Consider the following 21,870-nt stretch of genomic DNA (forward strand, 5'->3'; position numbering starts at 1 on the left):
GAGGCTCTCCTTTTACAGGGCTTTCAGTTTCGGCATGGCCAAATCGAGCGAACGGCGGATGATGTCAACCAGATCGTCGATTTGCTGGCGCGAGATGATGAGCGGCGGCGACATGACGATGGTGTCGCGAATGCCGCGCACCATCAGGCCGTTGTCGATGCAGAAGTCACGCACGACCGGGCCGGCATTGCCTTCCTTGCCACCGAAACGCGCGGCAGTTTTCTTGTCGGCAACGATCTCAACCGCGCCGAGCAGGCCGATCGAGCGCGTTTCGCCAACGAGCGGATGCTCTTCCAGACGCTTCAGCGCGGCGTTCAGATAAGGGCCGACATCGTCGCGAACCTTGCCGACGAGGTTTTCACGCTCGATGATCTCGATGTTGCGCAGCGCCACGGCAGCGCAGACCGGGTGGCCGGAATAGGTAAAACCGTGGACGAAATCGCCACCGGTTTTGAGCACTTCGACAACGTCCGAGGAGACGGCGACGGCCGAGATCGGGAGATAGCCCGATGAGAGTCCTTTGGCCATCGGGACGAGATCGGGTGTGAAGCCGAGCGTCTGGTGACCGAACCATTCGCCGGTGCGCCCGAAGCCGCAGATCACCTCGTCGGCGACGAGCAGGATGCCGTATTTGCGGCAGATGCGCTCGACCTCCTGCCAATAGCCTTCGGGGGGGATGATGACGCCGCCTGCGCCCTGCACCGGCTCGCCGACGAACGCGGCGACGTTTTCGGGGCCGACTTGCAGGATGCGGTCCTCAATCGCCTGCGCGCAGAGCTTGCCGAATTCGCGGGGCTCCATATCGCGGCCCTCGCCGAACCAGTACGGCTGGCGGACATGCTCGATGCCGGGGATGGGGAGATCGCCCTGCGCGTGCATCGCCTTCATGCCGCCGAGACTGACGCCCGCAACCGTCGAGCCGTGATAGGCGTTCCAGCGGCTGATGAAGATCTTGCGGTTCGGCTCGCCCTTCACCTTCCAGTAGTGGCGCACCATGCGGAACACGGTGTCGTTCGCTTCGGAGCCCGAGGCGTTGAAGAACACGTGCTGGAGCTTGCCGCCGGTTAGGCCGGCAATCTTCGCGGCGAGTTCAACGGTGGGCGGCGTCGCTGTCTTGAAGAAGGTGTTGTAAAAGGGAAGCTCGCGCATCTGCTCGGCGGCGACGTCCGCAAGCTCTTCGCGGCCATAGCCGATGTTGACGCACCAGAGTCCCGCCATGCCGTCGAGGATGCGGTTGCCGTCGCCGTCCGTGATGTAGCACCCCTCTGCGTGCGTCACGATGCGGCTGCCGCCCATGTCCTCTATCAGCTTGTAATCCTGCTGCGCCGGGAGGTGATGCGCGACGTCGAGACGGCGCAGGGCGGGAATGTCGTAGTTTTTGCGGACGGCGGTCATGCTGTTCCCCTGAGAGTCTGGCCAAGGAGTTTGAAGAAAGTCTGGCTGTCCGGGTTCGATTCCGGGTGCCATTCGGGATGCCACTGGACGGCGACGACGGACGAATTGCCGATGGTCGCCGAGTAAGCCTCGACGAGCCCGTCCGGCGCGGTCGCTTCGGCGGTGAGGCCGTCCGCGAGGCGTCCAATACCCTGATAATGAACGGAGTTCACATCGAGCGACGGCGTATCGTAAGTGCGCGCGAGGATGCCGCCGGGGACGAGATCGACGCGGTGGCCATGATCGAACATCGCGTCAAACGAAACGCCGTCGGGTGAATGGTGGCGGATGAGATCGTCGCTCGCGGAGGTGTCGCGGCGCAGCGTGCCGCCCAGCGCGACATTGATCTCCTGGAAGCCGCGGCAAATGCCGAACACAGGGCGCCCGCGGCCGATCATCGCGTCCACCATCGACAGCGCGATCTCGTCGCGACCGGGATCGAACGGTCCATCGCCGGCATCCTCCGCATAGCGGTGGCCTTCGACGTTGGAGGGGCTGCCGGTGAGCAGCACGCCGTCGAGACGCGGGGCGACCTCGGCGGCGGTCATCAGATCGGGCAATGACGGGATCAGCAGCGCGGCAACATCGGCATAGTGCATCGCCGCGCGCACGTAGCGCTCCATGACGGCCTGCGCGGGCTCGGTGCCCACGGCGCGCTGACAGCAGATGATGCCAAGAACGGGACGAGTGGTGGTCATACCTAGTGCTTTATCATGACATGCCGCGTCGCGAGATAGTGTTCGAGGCTGTAAACCGAAAGATCGGAACCGTAACCCGAGGCCTTCACGCCGCCGTGCGGCATTTCGGTGGCGTTCACCGAGTGCGTGTTGATCCACGTGACGCCATATTGCAGGCGCGCCGCGAACGCCGCGGCCTTGCCGACATCGCGCGTCCATACCGAGGAGGCGAGGCCGTATTCGCTGTCGTTCGCCCAGTCGAGCGCCTGCGCGTCCTCATCGAAGCGCGTGACCGAGACGACCGGGCCGAACACCTCTTTCTGCACGATCTCGTCGCTGTTCTTCGCGCCCGCGATGAGCGTCGGCTGATAGAAGAAGCCGGGGCCGTCGGGCGCCGCGCCGCCGGTGACGACCTCCGCATCCGTATCGGCGGCGGCGCGGGCGACGAAGCCGTCCACGCGGTCGCGCTGGCGGGCGGTGATGAGCGGGCCGAGCGCGGTGCCGGGCGCAGACGGGTCACCCATCGGGATCGCCTCGACGGCGCTTTGCAGTTCGGCGATCAGACGGTCGTGGATGCTCGCATGGGCATAGACGCGGCAGGCGGCGGTGCAGTCCTGACCAGCATTGTAGTAGCCGCCTTCCGCGATAGCCTCGACGGCGGCGGCAATGTCCGCATCCGCCAGCACGATCACTGGGGCCTTGCCGCCGAGTTCGAAATGCGTGCGCTTGATGGTCGGCGCGACGGCTTCCATGATCTTCCGGCCCGTTGCGACATCGCCTGTAAGCGACACCATCCGCACGCGCGGATGTGCGACGAGGCGCGCGCCGACGTTCGGCCCGTTGCCGGTCACGACATTGACAACGCCCGCCGGCAGAAACTCGGCGCACACTTCGGCGAGCCGCAGCGCGGTCAGCGGCGTGTGCTCGGAGGGTTTGAGCACGACCGTGTTGCCTGCGGCGATGGCGGGCGCGATCTTCCACGAGGCCATCATCAGCGGATAGTTCCACGGCGCGATGCCGACGACGACGCCAATGGGATCGCGGCGGATCATCGAGGTGTGGCCGGGCTTGTATTCCGCCGCCGCCTGACCGGGGATGGCGCGCGCTGCGCCCGCATAGAAACGGAACACGTCGATGGTGTTGCCCACATCGACCGCCCGCGCCGTGCCGATCGGCTTGCCGCAATTGCGCATCTCAAGCTCGGCAAATTCATCCGCCAGCGCCTCGATCCGGTCGGCGATACGGAGCATCCTCAGCGAGCGTTCCTTGGGTGACATTGCCGACCAGACCGCGAAACCACGCTCGGCGGAGGCAATGGCGGCATCGACCTGCGCCCGGCTTGCACTGTTCAGCGTGGCGAGCGTGGCGCCTGTCGCCGGATTGAAAACCGGCTCGTGCGCGTCTTCGCCGTCGAGGGCGTGTCCGTCGATAAACTGGCTGCTCCGGTCGGTCATGAGGGATCGGCTTTCCGCGTGAGAGATCGACTGGACGATAGGGGGTGGGGCTGCCTCATCGGAAATACGAAATGATACATGCTATCTATCGGTTTTCCCGATAGCCTAGGTGGCGTGGACAAATTTGAGCCAATATCTGGCTGTCGCGATATGAACCATTCCAAGGAAGCTGTTGGTTAGTTGATCGTAGCGCGTGGCAATGGCCCGGTTGACCTTCAGGTGGCCGAACATTCGCTCGATGCGGTTGCGCTGCCTGTAGATCGATCGGTCATGTTCGATCTTCATGCGGCGGTTTGATCTGCCGGGAATGACAGCCTTGATATTCCGTTCGACAAGGTCGGCGCGGATGGCATCAGCACATAGCCTTTATCGGCAAGCAAAGCATTCAGCATGCGCTCTGGCAGAGCAATTAGGGGGTCATAAGCTTTGCAATCTGCCGCCTCGCCGACCGTCAGATGGAAGGCGAGCGGTCGTCCGAGGGCATCGGCTAAGCAATGAAGTTTACTGGTGAACCCGCCCCGCGAGCGGCCAAGAGCGCGTCGATGAGTCCTCCTTTTCCGCCCGCTGCAGAGACGTGGGCGCGAACGGCTCTACTGTCGATGCTGTAGTGACCGCTGTCCGCCATGACCTCGGCAAGCGTCACTGCGACGGTCTTCCAGACCCCGGCTTCACTCCATCGCCGGCACCGACGATAGATGCTGTTCCAACTGCCGTATTTGGGCGGCACGTCGCGCCATGGAGCGCCGCAGCGAAGCCGCCATAAGATGCCATTTACGATTGCTCGGTTCTGCTCGGGCGGCCTGCCTCGACCACTGTTCTCAGGCTCTATGGGCAACAAGCCCTTCAGAACACGCCATTCCGCTTCGGTGAGATCGCCCCTGCTCAAGCCTGCCTCCAAAAAGCAGCCTTGAATCAATCCTTGCCATGCACGTCAATCGGATTTGAACTACAAAGCCATCAGAAACCCAGCGAGAGAATAACATTGGATATTCGGCCCTTATCCGACGACGAGGAAGTCTACAGGCAAGACGCTCTGGCCCTCGCCGCGCATTACCTTGATAGTGCCACCCCTTTGCCGATTGAGAAGGTGCAGGAACTCTATCAGGTCGTAGCGGAAAACTTCCGGCACTACGACAAGGCGCAGATCGCAGTCGGTATCGCGTTTGGCGAGACTATCGCAGAGAAGACAGGCTGGCAGTGGGTTCGGATCACCGATGAATATGGAGCTGAAACATCGTTATCTCCACCTGGCTACACGATCGCCTGCCACCCTATCAGCATGATCCAAAAGAGGATCGCTGACAACGAACAGGTTGATCTCGCCGAACTGCGCGACGAAACGATCAATGTCATCGAGCGTCGTATCGAAGAGGGCATGGCCGGAACACGAAAAACCTAACGTTTCTCAACATTTGCGCAGTAGCGAATTTGTCCACGCCGCCTAGCGATAATCCTCGCGCGCGATTATTCTGGCTCGCATCCCTGCGAGCCACGCTTTCGCTTCGGGCAGGCCGGGGACCTTGGGGCCGGTGTTTATCGGGACTGTCCGCCCAGTCTTTTCTTTCCCCACGGGCGGCGAATAGACCCACACTATGCCGCCACTGTCTGAAGCGGCCTGTTCATACAGACGTTTCGCCTTGCGATAACTTTGTGGAACGCCGAGCCCTGCTTCAAAGCGTTTTCCAAGCGCGAGTTGGGCATATTTGTCTCCCGCCATCGCGCGCCTGGCTTCTTCCTGGACCAAGGGCGATGCCGCCCCCGGTTGCAGCCTGATACCGGCATAGGGATCAACGGCACAGCCTACGAGCAGAGCCCCGACAACGATGGAAAGATGGTGGCGTTGCAGGACTGCGCGCCGGTTCAGGATAGCAGCACCACCGGGCTCGATCCGTGCCACGAAAGCCAGACCTTGTCGTCCCACGTGAAATCTTCCTGATCGTAGCGCGAGAGATTCGGACGGGAGACGCGGATAACGCGGCCCGAATCGAGCTTCACCTCGTAGATCGTGATGTCGCCGAGATAGGACATGCCGCGGATCTGGCCGTGGGCAATGTTGTCGCCTTCCGGGCATTCGGGGGCGGAGGGCTTGCCCTTTGCTTCGGGGATCATGGCGATCTTTTCGGGGCGGAGCGCGACGTGGATATTCGCGTCGTGGGGGCCGGTGACGCCGTGGTTCAAATAGATACGGCCGATCTCCGGGGAGTCGACGACAGCCCTGTCAGGCTCATCTACCACCAGTCGGCCGTCGAACAGGTTCACCGATCCGATGAAGTCCGCCACAAAGCGGTTCGTGGGAAATTCGTAGAGGTCGGACGGAGTAGCGAGCTGGGCGACGAGCCCCCTGTTGATGACGGCGATACGGCCCGCCATCGACAGCGCCTCGTCCTGATCGTGCGTCACCGTGACGAAGGTGATGCCGACCTGTTCCTGAAGATCGGCAAGCTCGAACTGCATCGCGGCACGGAGCTTCGCGTCGAGCGCGGAGAGCGGCTCGTCGAGCAGCAGCACCTTCGGGCGCATGACGAGCGAGCGTGCAAGCGCGACGCGCTGGCGCTGGCCGCCCGAAAGCTGATCGGGGCGGCGCGCGCCGAAGCCGTCGAGCTTCACGAGCGCAAGTGCTTCCTCGACGCGCGATTTAATCTCGGACGAGGGGACGCGCGCGATGCGCAGGCCGTAGCCGACATTCTCCGTCACCGTCATGTGAGGGAACACGGCGTAGGACTGAAACACCATGTTCACCGGGCGCTTGTTCGGCGGTACGTGCGCCATGTCCTGCCCGTCGATGATGATGCGGCCTTCGGTCGGCACTTCGAAGCCGGCGATCATCCTGAGCAGCGTGGTCTTGCCGCAGCCGGACGGGCCGAGCAGCACGAAGAACTCGCCGGGCATGATATCGAGCGAGACATTGTCCACCGCCGCCACCGCACCGAAGCGCTTGGTGATGTTCTGGATGCTGATGATGGGCTGTTTTGGTGCGGTCGCCATGGTGATCAGTGGCCTTGCGGGGTTCCGCCCATCCGGCTTTGCACCTTCAGGGCTATGGTCGTGAGAATGACGGTGAGGGCGATGAGCAGCGCCGAGGCCGCATTCACCTCAGGCGTCACCGAGAAGCGAACCATCGAATAGACCTTCACAGGGAAGGTGATGGTGTTCGGGCCGCTGGTGAAGAAGGTGATGACGAAGTCGTCGAGGCTGAGCGTGAAGGCGAGCAGCGCGCCGGCAACGAGACCCGGCTTCATGTGCGGCAGCAGCACATCGCGGAACGCCTGCCATTCGGTAGCGCCGAGGTCTTTCGCGGCTTCCTCTTCCTCGCGGTTGAAGCTGGTGAGGCGCGAGCGCACCACCATCGTCACGAACGGAAAGCAGAAGGTGATGTGCGCGATGATGATAGCGCCGAGGCTGAAGGGCCACGGCAGGTCTGTGGGGAAACCGATCTTCGCGAAGAACACCAGCATCGCCACACCCATGCAGATTTCCGGCACGACGATCGGCAATGCCATCGCTCCTTCGGTCGCGGTCTTGCCGGGGAAGCGGAAGCGCCAGAGCATTACGGCGGCAAGCGCGCCGATGACGACGCTGACAATCGTGCTGATGAAGGCGATGGTGAGCGAGTTGCCCATCGCGATCATGAGCGAGTCGTTGTCGAGCGCCTTCTTGTAATAGTCGAGCGTGAAGCCGCGCCACACGATGTTGCGCTTGCTGTCGTTGAAGCTGAACGCGACGAGCGTGATGAGTGGCGCGTAGAGGAAGAACAGCACGAGACCGACCCACGCGCGCATCCACAGACGCTTCGTGTATTCGAGTGGGGCGAGCGGAACGCGCGGTTTGAAAAGGCTCATTGGCGGCGCTCCGCCTGGCGCGATTTCATGGCCTGGAACGCGATGGCGATGAAGGTTGCGTACATCAGAAGGAAGGAGAGGGCCGCGCCGAACGGCCAGTCGTTGGCGCGCTTGAACTGACGCTCGATGACGTTGGCGATCATTTGGCTATCGGTGCCGCCGAGGAGGTCCGGGGTCAAATACGCGCCGAGCGCGGGCACGAACGTGATGATGATGCCCGAGATGATGCCCGGCGCGGCGAGCGGCGCGACGATGCTGAGCAGCGTGCGGAGGTGCCCGGCGCCAAGATCGAGGCTCGCTTCGATGAGCGACTTGTCGAGCCGGTCGAGCGCCGCGTAGAGCGGCAGCACCATGAAGGGCAGGTGAACGTAGACGAGGCCGAGCACGACCGCGAAATTATTGTAGAGGAGCGGGAGCGGCTCGAATTGCCCGAGCGGCTGGAGACCGGCGAAGGTCATGAGGCCGCTCCAATTGTCCCACATCCAGCCGATGGTCTGGTTGGCGTAACCTTCCTTCCGCAGCACCGCCATCAGCGCATAGGTACGGATGAGGAGGTTCGTCCAGAACGGCAGCATGATCGCGAGCAGCAGCCACGGGCGCCATTTCGGGGTTGCGAAGACAATGGCAAGCGCGACCGGGAAACCGACGACGAGGCAGATGATTGTGGTGAGCGCGGCGACGCCGACCGATTTCACGAAAATGCCCAGATAGAGGGGTTCGAGCGCCCGCGCATAGTTCGCGAACGTGCCGCTGATATCGATTTCGGTGAGGCCGACGTTGGTGCCGAAACTGTAAAGCCAGACGAGGCCTAGGGGGACGATGAAAAACAGGACCAGCCAGAGGATGGGCGCGCTCGCGATGCTCGCGAACAGCGCCCGGTTCAGCTTCCAGTCCTGCATCTCGCGCCCCCCTCGCGCTTCTATCCGCTAGGCCGCGCGAACGCGGGTGAAAGCTTCCTCGAAGATCGGCTGCATCTTGCCGTCATACGCAGCGTATTCGCACTTCGCGAGCGCTTCGGCAGGCGGGAAAATGACGGGGTTGTTCTTGTAATCGTCCGGCATCAGCGCCTTCGCCGCGTCATTCGGCGTTGGGTAGAGGATGTATTCGCTGATCTTCTTTCCGGCCTCGGCATCGAGCAGGTAGTTGATGAATGCATGCGCGTTCTGCGGATGCGGCGCGCCCTTGGGGATGCACAGCGTATCCGAATTGAGCTGACTGCCTTCCTTCGGAAGCACGAAGTCGATGTCGTCGTCCTCGGCCATGATCTGCGCGATGTCGCCGTTGTATTCGAGAACGAGATCGACCTCTCCCGACAGTAGAAGATCCTGGCCGTTGTCCTCGTGGAACGCCTTGATGTTCGGCTTCTGCTTGATGAGCATCGCTTCGATCTTCTGCACCAGTTCCGGGGTGATCCCGTTCACTGAATGGCCGAGATACTTGGCGGAAAGGCGGAACATGTCGCCGGCTTCCGACAGCACGGCGATCCGGCCCTTGTACTTGTCCGAATCGAACAGCCACTTCCAGCTGTCCGGCACGCCGTCCACCTTCGATTTGCGATAGCCGATGCCGAGCGTGAGCCATGTGTAGGGCATCGAGAACTTGCGGCCCGGATCGTAGGCGACATCCTTGAAGTCGGCGCCGATGTTCTTGAAATTCGGAATCTTGGCGTGATCCAGCGGCATCAGCATGTCTGCCTGCACCATGCGCTCCACGAAGTCGTTCGAGGGCACGATGACGTCGAAGCCGGGGTTGCCCGCGCGCAGCTTCGCGAAGAGTTCGTCGTTGGTGGCGAAGAGGCTCATGTTGACCTCGATGCCCGACGTATCCTTGAAATCGTCGAGCGTGGTTTCGCCGATGTACGTGTCCCAGTTGTAGAAGTTGAGCTTGGCCTCTTCACCGGTGGAGGACTTGGCGCCCTCCTTCTTCTCGCAACCGGCGAGCGCCCCGGTGAATGTGATGCCGATGGCAGCGGCGCCGAGCCCTTGCAGAAGCGAGCGGCGGCCGATGCGTTTGCGGATGCTGTCGAAGCTGTTCATGGTCCCTGTCTCCCGTTCGTCGCCCGCCAGCGATCATCCCCGGACTTCAACGCTCTGACGGCGCTCGGCGGATGCTAACGCAGCCGCGCATGGCCGCAAGCCCCTCAGTCTCCCGAGGGTCATCAAAACCTTCTACCGCCATGCGTGCAAATGCATTATGCAAACCGTGAGGTATCGAAAAAATCGATGGCAGAGATGAACATCACGTTCCGGCAGATCCGCTATTTCATAGCCGTTGCGGAGGCGCGCTCGGTATCCGGCGGGTCAAGCGCTGTCGGTATTTCGCAATCCGCGGTGACCGATGCGATCCGCACGCTGGAGGCGGAAACCGGCGTCATGTTGTTCCACCGCCACGCCAAGGGCGTGACGCTGACGCGCGAGGGGCACCAGTTCCTGCGCCACGCCCGATCGATCATCGATGCGATCGCCGACATGCAGGGCGGGGTCGGGCGCGAGCAGGATCTGACCGCAGGCAGCGTGCGCGTGGGCGTCACGCCGGTCGTCACGGGTTATTTCCTCTCGGACCTGCTCTCGCGCTTCCGGCGGATGTTTCCGCGTATCGAGGTGCAACTTGTCGAGGAACGCCGCGACTACATCGAGCACCTGCTCATCAACGGCGAACTTGATCTTGCCGTGCTGATGGTGAGCAACCTCGAGGAACGCAGCGCGATCGACCACGAGGTGCTGCTCCGCTCCGAATGCCGCGCATGGGTGGCACCATCGCACCCGCTCTCGGACGTGGACGGACTCAGCCTCGCCGACCTTGAAAACGAACCGGTGATCGCGCTGACGCTCGACGAACTCGAAGGGTTGATCGACGGCATCTGGTCCAAGTTCGATCATCCGCCACGCGTCGCCTATCGTACCTCCTCCATGGAAGGCGTGCGCAGCCTTGTGGGCACGGGGGCGGGGATCACCCTGCTTCCCGATCTCGTCTACCGGCCGTGGAGCCTGGAAGGCGACAGGATCATCGCGAAGCGCACGCGCGAGAGCCTGCCCACCGTGGACATCGGCATCGCCTGGCGCCGCCTGACGCGGCACAGCGAGGCCGCGACGCTGTTCATGGAGACGGTGCACGAACACCGGCGGTAGATTCAGGAAGGCCGCTTCGCGATCCAGATGATGTGGCGGGCGCCGCGGCGTTCGCCGTTGGTGCGGACGACGGTTTCTTCCACCTCGAAGTTCGCCTTGATGAGCCGGTTCTTGAATGCGTGGTCCGGCGCTGCGGACCAGACGGCAAGCACGCCGCCGGGGCGGAGCGCCTCGCGGGCGGCGATCAGGCCCTTTCGGCTGTAGAGTCGGTCGTTGTCCGGGTGGGTGAGGCCATCGGGGCCGTTGTCGACGTCGAGCAGGATCGCATCGTAATGTGATCGTACGTCACCGATCAGGTCCGCGACATCCTCCACGGCGACCGTGGCGCGGGGATCGTCGAGGCAGCCGTCGAAGATGTGCGCCATCGGCCCGCGCGCCCATGCCACGACCGACGGCACGAGCTCGGCGACTGTAACCGAGGCATCTGCCGGAAGTTTGGCGAGTGCGGCCCTCAGCGTGAAGCCCATGCCAAGGCCGCCGATCAGCATTCGCGGCTGCTGGCGCGGCAGGATCTTGCCGCACGACAAGCCCGCCAGCGATTCTTCTGAGCCTTTGAGACGGCTGTTCATCAGCTCGTTTGCGCCGAGCATGATGGAGAACTCCGTGCCGCGCTGGATCAGACGAAGCTCGCCGCCACCGGGTATCTTCGCGGTGTCAATCAGGACGCGAGGAAGCACGCGTTGACGATCAGCGCTTTACGCGCTGTTTCCGGGCGGCGTAGCGCGCATCGCGTGCGGCTTTCTTTTCAGCCTCGGTAAGAACGGGTGCTGCTGCGGCAGCAGTCAGTGCGGCTTCGCGCTTCTGCGCTTCCCGCTCGGCTTTGGCGGCTGCCTCGGCAGCGCGGCGCGCGGCGCGTTCTTCCGCCTCGGCGGCTTCGCGAGCAAGACGCGCGGCCTTGCGCTCTGCGAGCGCCGCCTCATCAACCGGAGGCTTGGCCTTCAACTTTTCGAGGGCTTTTTGTTTCGCCTGTTTAGCGAGGGCGGCGCGATCCTGGAAACTTGGAACCTTGAACGACGTCATATTGGGTGAAGCTCTATCCACTGTTGGGTTGAACGATCGGGCGGGCATCCGCTGGGGACACCCGCCCGAATACGCGTCAGGCGACCTGGAGGTTGACTGCCGAGGTCTTGCCGCGCTGGTCGGTTTCCAGCTCGTAAGAAACGCGCTGGTCCTTGTCGAGCGTGCGAAGCCCGGCCTTTTCGACTGCGGAGATATGGACAAACGCATCGTTTCCGCCCGTTTCCGGCGCGATGAAGCCATAACCCTTGTCTGCATTGAAGAATTTTACGGTTCCGGTGATCATATGGGTATCCTTTGGCCCAATGTTTGACGGGAACGCATCAACAGCGATGCTTCCCGGCTTCTGTAAGGCTAGGCAGGGACAAAAGAGACCGAATCTCGGCCCGATATCCGTCGCTCGCGACGTCAGCGGGTGGAGCTATAACCCAAAATCAACGGAAGCGCAAAACGTGCGCCTTTTCAGGCGTTGCGCAAGTACCAGTCGTAGTCGAGCTCTGTGACCTCGCCGTAGAAACGCGCCATCTCCGTACGCTTCACGATGGTGTAGTTCTTGACGAAGCGCTGCCCGAGATAATCGTTCATCAGCGGTGAGGCTTCGAAGGCGTCGTTTGCCGCGAACCAGTTGTTCGGAAGCTTCACGCCCGCGCTCGCCTCGTCCTCATAGCCGTTGCCGACGACGGCGGGGCCGGGGTCGATGCGGTTCGTGATGCCGTGGTGCATCGCGGCGAGGACGGTGGCAACGGCGAGGTAAGGGTTGGCGTCGGCGCCGCAGACCCGGTGCTCGACGTGGCGCGAGGCCGGGGAGCCGGCCGGGATGCGCAGCGAAACCGTGCGGTTGTTGACGCCCCATGTTGGCGCGACCGGCGCGTAGCTGTTCGCCTTGAAGCGGCGGTAGCTGTTGGCATTCGGCGCGAAGATCGCCATCGATTCGCCGAGTGCGGCCTTCATGCCGCCGATGGCATGGCGCAGGATCGGCGCGCCTTCAGGGTCTTCGCTGGCAAAGGCATTGTTGCCGCTTTCATCCGCCATCGAGATATGGAGGTGCATCCCGTTGCCCGCCTCGTGCGCGAAGGGTTTTGCCATGAAGGTGGCTTCGAGGCCGTGCTTGACTGCCACGCCCTTCACGAGCCGCTTGTACATCACGGCGTCGTCGGTCGCGCGCAGCGCATCGGGCTTGTGGCGCAGCGTCAGTTCGAACTGGCCGGGTGCGTACTCGGAAATCGCGGATTCGAGGGGGATGTTCTGGGCATCGCACGCCGCATAGAGATCGTCGAAGAACGGCTTGAAATCTTCGAGCTCGCGCAGGCCGTAGACCTGATTGTCGCCCGAGCGATGCGGTGTCAGCAGACCCTTCGCGGGTGCGGGCTTGCCGCTGGAAAGGTCGAGCAGGAAGAATTCGAGCTCGACCGCGACGACCGGCGTAAGCCCATCCGCCGCCAGTCGATCGATGACGCTGCCGAGAACGTGGCGCGGATCGAGATCGTTGGGTGTACCGTCGAGTTCATAGAAGCTGGTGAGGAACTGCCCCGCGTTTTCGCCGAGCCAGGGCGCGCGGACGAGCGTGCCGGGGATGGGCTTAACATAGCGGTCGGCGTCCCCGTCTTCCCAGACGAGGCCGGTTTCCTCTGTGTCGCGGCCCGTGATGTCGACGACGACGGCCGAGCCGGGCAGGAAACGGCCCGATTCATAAACGGCGATCACCTCGTGCTGGCGCAGGCGCTTGCCGCGCGGAACGCCGCACATATTGGTGAAGATGATGTCGACAGCGTCGATATCGGGGTTGGCCGCGAAGAAAGCGTGTGCTTCCGAAACGTCGGCGATCTTGTTCGATGAGAGAGGCGGCTTGGTCATGGGTTCATTCCATAAGGCTTGAAAGACATTCGCCCAAGATGTTGCCGAGACGGGCGACCTGATCTTCGGTCGTCGCCGGGCAAACGAGCGTCATGTTGTGGAAGGGCGCGATGAGCACGCCCCGGTTGATGAGATAGAGGTGGAGCGCGCGTTCGAGATCGCCCTGCATGGCGGCGCGCGCCTCTGTGCCGTTTCGCGGCGGTGTTCCGGTACAGATGAACTCGCCGCGGGCGCCGACGTGCGTGACGTGCCAATCGAGATTATGCGCGACGATTGCGGCGCGCAGCGTTTCGGCGAGGCGGTCAGCAAGTGGCAGCATGTGCGCGTAGGCAGCCGGGGTCATCACCTCGGCAAGCGCGGCGCGCATCGCAGCTAGCGCGAGTGCGTTGGCGCTGAGCGTGGTGCCGATGCCGGAATGGCCGCTTTCGTTTGCGGCGCGGGCGCGCTCCATGCGCTCGGCGACCTCAGCGGAAAAGCCGTAGACCGCGCAGGGCACACCACCGGCAACGGGTTTGCCGAGGACGAACAGGTCGGGCAGGGGCCCATGCGTTCCCGTCCAGCCGCCGGGGCCGGTGGAAATCGTGTGCGTCTCGTCGAAGACCAGCAGCGTGCCATGACGGTGCGTGAGGTCGCGGAGTGCTTCGAGGTAGCCAGGATCGGGAAGCACCATGCCGACATTGGTGAGCGCAGGCTCGGTGAGCACGCACGCGACGTCGCCAGGTGCGAGTGCGGCTTCGAGGGCGGCGAGATCGTTGAACTCGATGACGCGCGTGTGCTCGCGCATGTCATAGACCTGCCCGACGAGGCTGCGGCGGAGCTCTGGCACGCCATGTCGGAGATCGACGAACGCGTCATCGACCGCGCCGTGATAGCAACCGTTGAAGACGAGGGTCTTGTCGCGTCCCGTGATGCCCCGGCACCAACGGATGACGGCGCGGTTCGCTTCGCTGGCGGTGGAGGTGGTTTGCCAGAACGGAAGACCGAAGCGCTCCGCGAGCAGGTCTCCAACCGCGACGGCGTCTTCGGTCGGTAGCATGAAGGTGAGGCCGTGCGCGCCCTGCTGTGCGATTGCACGGGCGACAGGCGCCGGGGAGTGGCCGAACATCGAGCCGGTGTCGCCGAGGCAGAAGTCGTCGTACACATGGCCATCGACATCCCACAGCCGCGAACCCTCCGCCCGTGCGGCGAAAAGCGGGAAGGGGGTGCCCCAATCGAGCATCCAGTGGAAAGGCACACCGCGATGCCAGTGCCGTGCGGCATCCCTGGCGAGCGCGGCCGAGCGCGGGTTGGCGCTGGTGAAGCGCGCGGTCTCGTCCGCGATCATGCGCGCGATGGCGGTGGGCGCGATCACAGCCGGTCCCTCAGCGCGTACCACAGCATTCCGGCGACATAGAGCGGGTGGCGCAGCAGCGGACCGCCGGGGAACGGCTTCACGGGAAGCGACGCGAACAGGTCGAAGCGCTCAGCGGTGCCGCGCATCGCCTCCGTGATGAGTTCACCCGCGAGCGTGGTGAGCAGCACGCCGTGGCCCGAATAGCCGTGTGCATAGAAGATGTTGCCCTTGCGGCCGAAGTGCGGGAGGCGGTTCATGGTGACGCCCACGAGTCCGCCCCAGGCATAATCGATGCCGATGCCTTTCACGCCGGGAAACGCGGCCTCCATGTAAGGCCGAACGAATCCCGCGACGTCGCGGGGCGGGCGCGGCGTATATTTCTCGCCGCCGCCGAAGATCAGGCGATTGTCCGCGGAGAGGCGGTAATAATTGAGGACGAAGCGGCTTTCGGAAATTGCGGCGCCTGAAGGGATGAGCGCACGTGCGCGCTCCTCGCCGAGCGGCTGCGTCGCGATATTATAGTTCGCGACGGGCATCGTGTAGCGGCCGAGGTCGGCGTCGATCTCGCCCATGAAGGCATCGCAGGCGAGGACCACATAGCGCGCGGATACGCTGCCCTGCGCTGTCGCGACACTGGGGCGATCGCCGCCCGTGACGCGGACGACGGGCGAGCCTTCGTGGAGCCGGACACCCGCCGCGCGCGCGGCTTCGGCTAGGCCGAGCGCATAGTTCAAGGGATGGAGATGGCCGCCTGCCGAATCGTAGATGCCGCCGTGATAGCCCTTCGCGGAAACGATCCCGCCGGTCTGCTCAGGGCGCACAAGCTGCGCGCCGTCGTAGCCCATCAAATAGTCGAGACATTCAAGCTCGCGCTCCATGGCGGCGAAGTCGGCGGGTTTGCAGGCGGCGGTGAAGTGGCCGTGACGGAGATCGCAGGCGATGTTGTGCCGGGCAATGCGATCATGCACGCGGTTCCGGGCCGTATTGGCCACCGTGAAAAGGCGCTGGGCGGCTTCCTGGCCGAAGCGCTCGACGAGATCGGTCGCGGACCAGCGGAAGCCGGGGATCATCTGGCCGCCGTTTCGTCCCGAAGCGCCCCAACCGATACGGTGCGCCTCGATCAGGGTGACGGCGTAGCCGGCTTCAGCGGCAGAGAGCGCGGCGGAGAGGCCGGTGTAGCCGCCGCCGACGACGCATACGTCTGCGGCCACGCTGCCGACGAGCGGCGGCTGCGCCCGGAAGGCGTTTGCGGTCGCGGCGTAATAGGACGGCGCGTGCGGCTCGGCCAAGATCAGACCCTCAAGAGGAGGTGTTCGCGCTCCCAGGAACTGATCACCGACTGATACGCAAAGAGCTCGGATTCCTTGATCGCATAGAACACGTCGAAGAAATCCTCGCCGAGATGGTTGCGGACGGCCTTGCAGTGGCTGAAGCGATCGAGCGCGCTTTCGAGCGTGCGCGGCAGGGTGCGCGCACGGTTGTAGGCGCTGCCCTGCAGGCTTTTGGGCGGCTGCATCCGCTCCGTCATGCCGACATAGCCGCAGATGAGGGAGGCGGCGATGGCGAGGTAAGGGTTCGAATCCGCGCCGGGCAGACGGTTTTCGATGCGCCGGTTCTTCGCATCCGACACCGGGATGCGCAGGCCGCAGGAGCGATTGTCGCTGCCCCACTGCACGTTGATCGGCGCGTCGCTATCCGGCCGCATCCGGCGGAACGAATTGACGTTCGGCGCGAACATCGGCGTAATCTGCGGCAGCAGGCGGACGAGCCCGGCGATGTAGCTGCGGAAGAGCGCGCTGTCGCGGCCCTGCGGCGTGGTGAACAGGTTGCGGCCCGTATCGCTATCGAGCAGCGACTGGTGGATGTGCATCGAGCTGCCGGGCTGGTCCGACATCGGCTTGGCGAGGAAGGTGGCGTAAACGCCGTGCTCCAGCGCGACGTGCCGGACGATGCGCTTGAAGAGCAGCACCTGATCTGCAAGCGCAAGCGGATCGCCGTGCACGAAATTGATCTCGAGCTGCGCGGCGCCGGACTCGTGGATCATCGTGTCGATGTTGAGCTCGGCTTTCTCGCAGAAGTCGTAGATGTGCTCGATAATGTCCTCGAACTCGCCGAGTGCTTCGAGCCCATAGGGCTGGCTTGCGGTTTCCGAGCGGCCCGAGCGGCCTGCGGGGGGCGTCAGCGGAAAGTCGGAATCGAGGTTCTTCGAGACGAGATAGAATTCCAGTTCCGGTGCGATCACCGGCTTCCAGCCGCGCCTTTCATAAAGGTGCAGCACCTTCTTCAGGATCATGCGCGGCGCGATGGCGAGCGGCTTGCCCTCCCGCGTGTAAGCGTCCGCGATCACATAAGCGGTCGGGGTCTTGAAGCCGGGGGCTTCGCGGATCGTCGATGGATCAGGCACCATCACCATATCGGGGTCGTAGTCCGGGATGATCGAGTTGATCGTATCCGGATATTCGCCGGTGACGGTGACCGTGTAGACGCTGCCGGGAATGCGGAGCGTCTGGTCCGTAAGCGATTTCAAAAACTTGCCGGCGGGCAAGACCTTGCCGCGCTGAATGCCGTTCATATCGGGGACGATGCACTCGACCTCGCTGATACCGCGTTCGTTGATCCAGTTGGTAATTTCGGCTGACATGATCGGATAAACCCCCGTCTGGCCTCCATACTGCGCGGGCGTCAGGCACTTGGCCAGAGGGATTTGCTGGAGCAGGGGGTATCGGTTTTTCCGATAGGGCGGTGGGAGCCGAACGCCTCTTATTGACGGCTTGACCAGAAACGCGGGGCTCAGCAGGTTCACGCGCATGTCAACTGCTCCGAACCTGGCGGAACGCGCCGAACGTGCCCGCACTTTCCTGAAAACGCATCCCGGCAATGCCGATGCCCTGCGCGCACTCGGCGCCGCGCTTCGCGGCATGGGGGAGGCGGGGGCCGCTGAGAAAGCCGAACTCGGCGCGATCCAGGCATCGACGCGCGACCCCGTGCTTGTCGAAGCCGCTGCGGCGCTGCTCGACAATAATATCCCGATCGCCGAACGCATCCTCCGCGCGCGACTGAAGGAAAAGCCAACGGACGTTGCGGCGATCCGCATGATGGCGGAGATTGCCGGGCGGCTGGGGCGCTACGGCGATGCCGAAAAGCTTCTGCGTCGCGCGCTGGAACTGGCGCCCGCGTTCGTGGCGGCGCGCGCCAACCTTGCAACCGTGCTCTACCGGCAAAACAATCCCGCCGATGCCGTTGCGGAACTCGACAGGTTGCTGGCGGGCGACCCCGACAACGCCGCGCACCGCAACCTGAAGGCGGCGGCGCTGGGTCGGATCGGCGGCTATGAGGAAGCGATCGCGCTCTATGAATCGGTGCTTGCGAGCCACCCGGCGCAGCCGCGCGTGTGGATGAGCTATGGCCACGTGCTGAAAACCGTGGGCCGCCAGGCGGATTCGATTGCCGCTTACCGCAAGGCGATCGAACGTGCGCCAGGGCTTGGCGAGGTGTGGTGGAGCCTTGCCAACCTCAAGACCGTGCACTTCACGGATGCCGACATCGCGGCGATGCAGGGTGCGCTGGAGGACGGCGGCATCAGCGAGGATGACCGTTTTCATCTGCATTTCGCACTCGGCAAGGCGCTGGAGGATGCGAAAGATCACGAAGGCTCGTTCGGCCATTATCTGAAGGGCAACGCGCTTCGGAAAGCGATGCTCGACTACGATTCCAGTGAAATCACGAGCCTCGTTCACAGCGCGGCGGCGCTGATGGATGCGGCGTTCTTCGCTGCGCGCGAGGGACAGGGCCATTCGGCACCCGACCCAATCTTCATCCTTGGTATGCCGCGTGCGGGTTCGACGCTGATCGAGCAGATTCTCTCGTCGCACCCGATGATCGAGGGGACGCAGGAACTGCCCGACATCGCGGCGATGGCGCGTCGGCTCGGCGGCCGAAAGGGGCGCGATGAGGAGGCCGGCTATCCAGCGTGCCTTGAGGAGCTTTCTGCCGATGCATTCGCCGAACTCGGCGCCGAATATCTGGAGCGGACGCGCATCCACCGAAAGTCCGATCGGCCGCTGTTCATCGACAAGATGCCGAACAACTGGGCGCACATCGGCTTCATTCACCTGATCCTTCCGAATGCGAAGATCATCGACGCCCGTCGACATCCGATCGGCTGCTGCTTCTCCAACTTCAAGCAGCATTTCGCGCGGGGGCAGGGGTTCAGCTACGACCTGTCGGACGTCAGCCGCTACTACTCCGATTACGTGGCGATGATGGCCGTGAACGACGAAGCGCTTCCGGGGCGTGTGCACCGCGTGTTCTATGAGGACATGGTTGAGAATACCGAGGCCGAAGTGCGGCGGCTGCTGGACTATGTGGGTGTTCCATTCGATGCTGCGTGCCTGCGCTTTTTCGAAAACGAGCGGGCGGTGCGCACGGCCAGTTCCGAACAGGTGCGACGTCCGATCAACCGGGACGGCATGGAACAATGGCAGGCGTTCGAGCCCTGGCTTGAAACTTTGAAGGCCAGCCTCGGCCCCGTCCTCGATGCCTATCCGAAGGTGCCGCCGCTCGCTTCGCTGTTGCAATAATGTGACGCACAGCGCGCAATATGACATCTGTATAACAAAGCCGCGCAACCCGAATTGACCGCAGTTTCACGCGCCGCCAATCTTTGCCTGGGACAGCAATAGCTGAATAGGGGGATACGGGTGCAACTGCGAAATCATGCGAGGATCAAGGCAGCGCTAGCGAGTGGTGTTCTGCTCGGTTCAACGATGCTGACGGCGCCGGCTCTTGCCCAGGAGGCGCAAGATGCAATCGGCGACACCATCATCATCACCGCGCAGAAGCGCGAAGAAAATCTGCAGGATGTTCCGATCGCGGTCGTCGCGCTCGGCACACAGAAACTCCAGCAGCTTCAGGTGCAGGACTTCGACGATTACGCGCGCTACCTGCCGAGTTTGTCTTACCAGTCGCTCGGGCCGGGGTCTGCGAACGTCTATTTCCGCGGCGTCGCATCGGGTGAAAACGCCAACCATTCAACCTCGCTGCCATCGGTCGGTATGTACCTCGATGAACAGCCGATCACGACCATCCAGGGCAATCTCGACATCCACATCTACGACATCGCACGTGTCGAAGCGCTCGCGGGTCCGCAAGGTACGCTTTACGGCGCATCGAGCCAGGCCGGCACGGTGAAGATCGTGACCAACCGCCCGGACACGAGCGGCTTCTACGGCGCCGTCGATGCCGAGGTGAACACGGTTGCGCACGGTGAGGAAGGTTATGTCCTTGAAGGCTTCATCAACGCGCCGCTTTCCAGCAACGCGGCGATCCGTGTCGTCGGCTGGTACGACAAGGACGGCGGCTACATCGATAATATTCCCGGTTCCCTGACCTTCCCGACATCCGGCATCACCTTCGACAACACGCCGTATGTCGAGGACGATTACAACGACGTCGAGACCTACGGCGGCCGTGTCGCGCTTGAGATCGATCTCAACGAGAACTGGACCGTTCTGCCGACGGTGATGGGGCAGAAGCAGAAGAGCTATGGCTCGTTCGCCCAGGAAGCCGGACTCGGCGAACTTCAGGTGCAGCAGTTCAATCCTGAACGCTACAACGACCGCTGGTTCCAGGCCGCGCTCACCATCGAAGGCAAGATCGGCAGCTGGGATCTGACCTATGCCGGCGCCTACATGAAGCGCAAGATCAACAGCCAATCCGACTATGTCGACTACGCGTATTTCTATGATGCGCTCTACGAGGCCGGCGGCTCGTTTTACGATAATGATGGTGAGCTGGTGAATCCGAACCAGTATATCGTCGGCATCGATCGTTTTAAGAAACAAAGCCACGAACTGCGCATCGCATCTCCGGCCGATAAGCCGCTGCGGTTCATCGGCGGCGTGTTCTACCAGCGTCAGTCGCACAACATCGAACAGAACTACATTATCGATAATATCGCGGACGCCATCACCGTGCCGGGCACGGACAGCGATATCTGGCTGACCAAGCAGCTGCGCATCGACCGCGACTACGCGGCGTTCGGCGAACTTTCCTACGACCTCACGGAGAAGCTGACGCTGAGCGGCGGTATCCGCGTTTACAAATACAAGAACTCGCTGGAAGGCTTCTTCGGATACAGTGACGGCTTCAGCAGTCGTACGGGCGTCGCGGCGTGTTTCCGGGATAGCGGCGGTGCGTTGCTTCCACCCACGATCGATGGCAGCCCTTGCACCAACCTCGACAAGACAACGTCGGACACGGACTTCATCCATAAGCTGAACGCGACCTACAAGCTCACCGACGACGCGCTCGTTTACGCGACATGGTCGCGCGGTTTCCGGCCGGGCGGCGTCAACCGGCGCGGCACGCTGCCGCCATACGGGGCGGACGAACTCGACAACTACGAGCTTGGCTGGAAGACGACGTGGGCGGGCGGTGCGTTCCGCTGGAACGGCGCTGTCTATTACGAGAAATGGACCAACATCCAGCTCTCGTTCCTTGGCGCCAATGGTCTCACCGAGGTGCGCAACGCCGGCGATGCGCGCATCTGGGGTATCGAAAGCGATATCTTCATCCGCGCATCGGAAGGCCTGACCTTCAACGCCGGCTTCAGCTACAACGACGCGCAAATCACCAAGGACTTCTGTCTGATCGCCAACCCGCAGTTCGATTGTACGCTGCCGGGGCCGGAAGACGAGGATAATGCGTTGTTGGCACCTTCCGGCACGCGTCTCCCCGTTTCGGCGAAGTTCAAGGGCAATGCCTTCGCGCGCTACGAATTCCCGGTCGGGGAGCTGGAGGCACATTTCCAGGGCGGCCTCGTTTACGAGGGCAAGCGCACCAGCGATCTTCGTCTTTACGAGCGCGGCATCGTCGGTTCACTTCCGTCCTACACGACGGTGGACGTCAGCGCCGGGGTGACCAACGGATCGTGGTCGGTGGAACTCTATGCCCGCAACCTGTTCGACTCGCGCGGGCAGGTGACGCGCACGATCCAGTGCGGCGAGAGCGTTTGCGGCGACCCGGACGGCGTGACGGATATCGGCGGCAAATTCTATACGGTGGTGACGACACCGCGGACCATCGGTCTCAAGGTCGGTACCAAGTTCTGATACTGGGCGGCGGGGTCCAGGC

Annotated in this window: 21 protein-coding genes and 1 pseudogene; 4 read left to right on the forward strand and 18 right to left on the reverse strand. The window is 63.0% G+C overall.

Annotation, left to right across the window (positions count from 1 at the left end):
* Positions 1–12: 12 nt before the first annotated feature.
* The 6 genes and pseudogenes from DFR51_RS16010 to DFR51_RS19630 all read right to left on the reverse strand — a co-directional run bounded on the left by DFR51_RS16010 (position 13) and on the right by DFR51_RS19630 (position 4,481).
* A complete protein-coding gene (locus tag DFR51_RS16010; RefSeq protein ID WP_121053037.1) occupies positions 13–1,395 on the reverse strand; it encodes an aspartate aminotransferase family protein in 1,383 nt (460 codons plus the stop codon).
* Positions 1,392–2,132, reverse strand: coding sequence for a gamma-glutamyl-gamma-aminobutyrate hydrolase family protein (locus tag DFR51_RS16015; protein WP_121053039.1), 741 nt, complete (start codon positions 2,130–2,132; stop codon positions 1,392–1,394). Before DFR51_RS16015 ends, DFR51_RS16010 begins: the two co-directional genes overlap by 4 nt.
* Before the next feature lie 2 nt (positions 2,133–2,134).
* Positions 2,135–3,565 (reverse strand): gamma-aminobutyraldehyde dehydrogenase, encoded by a 1,431-nt coding sequence (locus DFR51_RS16020; protein WP_121053041.1) that lies wholly within the window; start codon positions 3,563–3,565, stop codon positions 2,135–2,137.
* A 105-nt stretch (positions 3,566–3,670) separates the two neighbouring features.
* On the reverse strand, positions 3,671–3,913 hold the full coding sequence (locus DFR51_RS19205; protein WP_197723755.1) for a transposase: 243 nt from the start codon (positions 3,911–3,913) through the stop codon (positions 3,671–3,673).
* Positions 3,847–4,035 (reverse strand): annotated as a pseudogene (locus tag DFR51_RS19625) (hypothetical protein); the annotation flags it as partial. The gene DFR51_RS19205 and the pseudogene DFR51_RS19625, both read right to left, overlap by 67 nt.
* Before the next feature lie 17 nt (positions 4,036–4,052).
* Positions 4,053–4,481, reverse strand: a complete 429-nt coding sequence (locus DFR51_RS19630; protein WP_420853252.1) for an IS5 family transposase — start codon at positions 4,479–4,481, stop codon at positions 4,053–4,055.
* A 66-nt stretch (positions 4,482–4,547) separates the two neighbouring features.
* Here DFR51_RS19630 and DFR51_RS16030 point away from each other — a divergent pair, with 66 nt between their 5' ends.
* Positions 4,548–4,964 (forward strand): DUF3806 domain-containing protein, encoded by a 417-nt coding sequence (locus DFR51_RS16030; protein ID WP_160119238.1) that lies wholly within the window; start codon positions 4,548–4,550, stop codon positions 4,962–4,964.
* Between the two features lie 42 nt (positions 4,965–5,006).
* Here the strand turns inward: DFR51_RS16030 and DFR51_RS18860 are convergent, their stop codons facing one another.
* The 5 genes from DFR51_RS18860 to DFR51_RS16050 are packed head-to-tail and all read right to left on the reverse strand — an operon-like array spanning position 5,007 to position 9,440.
* Positions 5,007–5,462: an SEL1-like repeat protein gene (locus DFR51_RS18860; protein ID WP_126494855.1), complete on the reverse strand. Its 456-nt coding sequence runs from the start codon at positions 5,460–5,462 to the stop codon at positions 5,007–5,009.
* Entirely contained in the window at positions 5,426–6,550 is a 1,125-nt protein-coding gene (locus DFR51_RS16035; protein ID WP_121053045.1) for an ABC transporter ATP-binding protein, read from the reverse strand. The genes DFR51_RS18860 and DFR51_RS16035 overlap by 37 nt, the downstream gene beginning before the upstream one ends.
* A gap of 5 nt (positions 6,551–6,555) precedes the next feature.
* Positions 6,556–7,404: an ABC transporter permease gene (locus tag DFR51_RS16040; protein ID WP_121053047.1), complete on the reverse strand. Its 849-nt coding sequence runs from the start codon at positions 7,402–7,404 to the stop codon at positions 6,556–6,558.
* Entirely contained in the window at positions 7,401–8,303 is a 903-nt protein-coding gene (locus tag DFR51_RS16045; protein ID WP_121053049.1) for an ABC transporter permease, read from the reverse strand. The genes DFR51_RS16040 and DFR51_RS16045 overlap by 4 nt, the downstream gene beginning before the upstream one ends.
* Positions 8,304–8,330: 27 nt before the next feature.
* The gene (locus DFR51_RS16050) at positions 8,331–9,440 is read right to left on the reverse strand and encodes an ABC transporter substrate-binding protein (RefSeq protein ID WP_121053051.1); all 1,110 of its coding nucleotides are present in this window, start codon (positions 9,438–9,440) and stop codon (positions 8,331–8,333) included.
* A gap of 186 nt (positions 9,441–9,626) precedes the next feature.
* Here DFR51_RS16050 and DFR51_RS16055 point away from each other — a divergent pair, with 186 nt between their 5' ends.
* Positions 9,627–10,532, forward strand: a complete 906-nt coding sequence (locus tag DFR51_RS16055) for a LysR family transcriptional regulator (protein WP_197723630.1) — start codon at positions 9,627–9,629, stop codon at positions 10,530–10,532.
* A gap of 2 nt (positions 10,533–10,534) precedes the next feature.
* On the opposite strand, the gene DFR51_RS16060 is transcribed toward DFR51_RS16055, so the two are convergent.
* From DFR51_RS16060 to DFR51_RS16090, 7 genes are all read right to left on the reverse strand, one after another.
* Positions 10,535–11,209, reverse strand: a complete 675-nt coding sequence (locus tag DFR51_RS16060; protein WP_121053053.1) for a spermidine synthase — start codon at positions 11,207–11,209, stop codon at positions 10,535–10,537.
* Between the two features lie 10 nt (positions 11,210–11,219).
* Positions 11,220–11,552, reverse strand: a complete 333-nt coding sequence (locus DFR51_RS16065; RefSeq protein WP_121053055.1) for a DUF6481 family protein — start codon at positions 11,550–11,552, stop codon at positions 11,220–11,222.
* A 76-nt stretch (positions 11,553–11,628) separates the two neighbouring features.
* Positions 11,629–11,835 (reverse strand): cold-shock protein, encoded by a 207-nt coding sequence (locus tag DFR51_RS16070; protein WP_121053057.1) that lies wholly within the window; start codon positions 11,833–11,835, stop codon positions 11,629–11,631.
* A 176-nt stretch (positions 11,836–12,011) separates the two neighbouring features.
* On the reverse strand, positions 12,012–13,403 hold the full coding sequence (locus DFR51_RS16075) for a glutamine synthetase family protein (protein WP_121053059.1): 1,392 nt from the start codon (positions 13,401–13,403) through the stop codon (positions 12,012–12,014).
* Positions 13,404–13,407: 4 nt separating this feature from the next.
* Entirely contained in the window at positions 13,408–14,754 is a 1,347-nt protein-coding gene (locus DFR51_RS16080; RefSeq protein ID WP_121053061.1) for an aspartate aminotransferase family protein, read from the reverse strand.
* Positions 14,751–16,025, reverse strand: coding sequence for an NAD(P)/FAD-dependent oxidoreductase (locus DFR51_RS16085; RefSeq protein ID WP_121053063.1), 1,275 nt, complete (start codon positions 16,023–16,025; stop codon positions 14,751–14,753). The genes DFR51_RS16080 and DFR51_RS16085 overlap by 4 nt, the downstream gene beginning before the upstream one ends.
* 2 nt (positions 16,026–16,027) lie before the next feature.
* Positions 16,028–17,377, reverse strand: coding sequence for a glutamine synthetase family protein (locus DFR51_RS16090; RefSeq protein ID WP_121053065.1), 1,350 nt, complete (start codon positions 17,375–17,377; stop codon positions 16,028–16,030).
* Between the two features lie 166 nt (positions 17,378–17,543).
* Here DFR51_RS16090 and DFR51_RS16095 point away from each other — a divergent pair, with 166 nt between their 5' ends.
* Both DFR51_RS16095 and DFR51_RS16100 read left to right on the forward strand, forming a co-directional pair.
* On the forward strand, positions 17,544–19,316 hold the full coding sequence (locus DFR51_RS16095) for a tetratricopeptide repeat-containing sulfotransferase family protein (RefSeq protein ID WP_121053067.1): 1,773 nt from the start codon (positions 17,544–17,546) through the stop codon (positions 19,314–19,316).
* 186 nt (positions 19,317–19,502) lie between these two features.
* Entirely contained in the window at positions 19,503–21,848 is a 2,346-nt protein-coding gene (locus DFR51_RS16100) for a TonB-dependent receptor (RefSeq protein ID WP_121053069.1), read from the forward strand.
* Positions 21,849–21,870 lie beyond the last annotated feature (22 nt).

It is taken from the genome of Sphingosinicella microcystinivorans (assembly GCF_003634215.1).
Taxonomy (GTDB): domain Bacteria; phylum Pseudomonadota; class Alphaproteobacteria; order Sphingomonadales; family Sphingomonadaceae; genus Sphingosinicella; species Sphingosinicella microcystinivorans.

Bases quoted from the DNA above. Each gene is read 5' to 3' on its own strand.
- DFR51_RS16040 (WP_121053047.1), bottom strand. From the start codon at position 7,404: ATGAGCCTTTTCAAACCGCGCGTTCCGCTCGCCCCACTCGAATACACG.
- DFR51_RS16035 (WP_121053045.1), bottom strand. From the start codon at position 6,550: ATGGCGACCGCACCAAAACAGCCCATCATCAGCATCCAGAACATCACC.
- DFR51_RS16050 (WP_121053051.1), bottom strand. From the start codon at position 9,440: ATGAACAGCTTCGACAGCATCCGCAAACGCATCGGCCGCCGCTCGCTT.
- DFR51_RS16090 (WP_121053065.1), bottom strand. From the start codon at position 17,377: ATGTCAGCCGAAATTACCAACTGGATCAACGAACGCGGTATCAGCGAG.
- DFR51_RS16100 (WP_121053069.1), top strand. From the start codon at position 19,503: ATGCTGACGGCGCCGGCTCTTGCCCAGGAGGCGCAAGATGCAATCGGC.
- DFR51_RS16055 (WP_197723630.1), top strand. From the start codon at position 9,627: ATGGCAGAGATGAACATCACGTTCCGGCAGATCCGCTATTTCATAGCC.
- DFR51_RS16070 (WP_121053057.1), bottom strand. From the start codon at position 11,835: ATGATCACCGGAACCGTAAAATTCTTCAATGCAGACAAGGGTTATGGC.
- DFR51_RS16065 (WP_121053055.1), bottom strand. From the start codon at position 11,552: ATGACGTCGTTCAAGGTTCCAAGTTTCCAGGATCGCGCCGCCCTCGCT.
- DFR51_RS16015 (WP_121053039.1), bottom strand. From the start codon at position 2,132: ATGACCACCACTCGTCCCGTTCTTGGCATCATCTGCTGTCAGCGCGCC.
- DFR51_RS16075 (WP_121053059.1), bottom strand. From the start codon at position 13,403: ATGACCAAGCCGCCTCTCTCATCGAACAAGATCGCCGACGTTTCGGAA.
- DFR51_RS16095 (WP_121053067.1), top strand. From the start codon at position 17,544: ATGTCAACTGCTCCGAACCTGGCGGAACGCGCCGAACGTGCCCGCACT.
- DFR51_RS16010 (WP_121053037.1), bottom strand. From the start codon at position 1,395: ATGACCGCCGTCCGCAAAAACTACGACATTCCCGCCCTGCGCCGTCTC.
- DFR51_RS16045 (WP_121053049.1), bottom strand. From the start codon at position 8,303: ATGCAGGACTGGAAGCTGAACCGGGCGCTGTTCGCGAGCATCGCGAGC.
- DFR51_RS16020 (WP_121053041.1), bottom strand. From the start codon at position 3,565: ATGACCGACCGGAGCAGCCAGTTTATCGACGGACACGCCCTCGACGGC.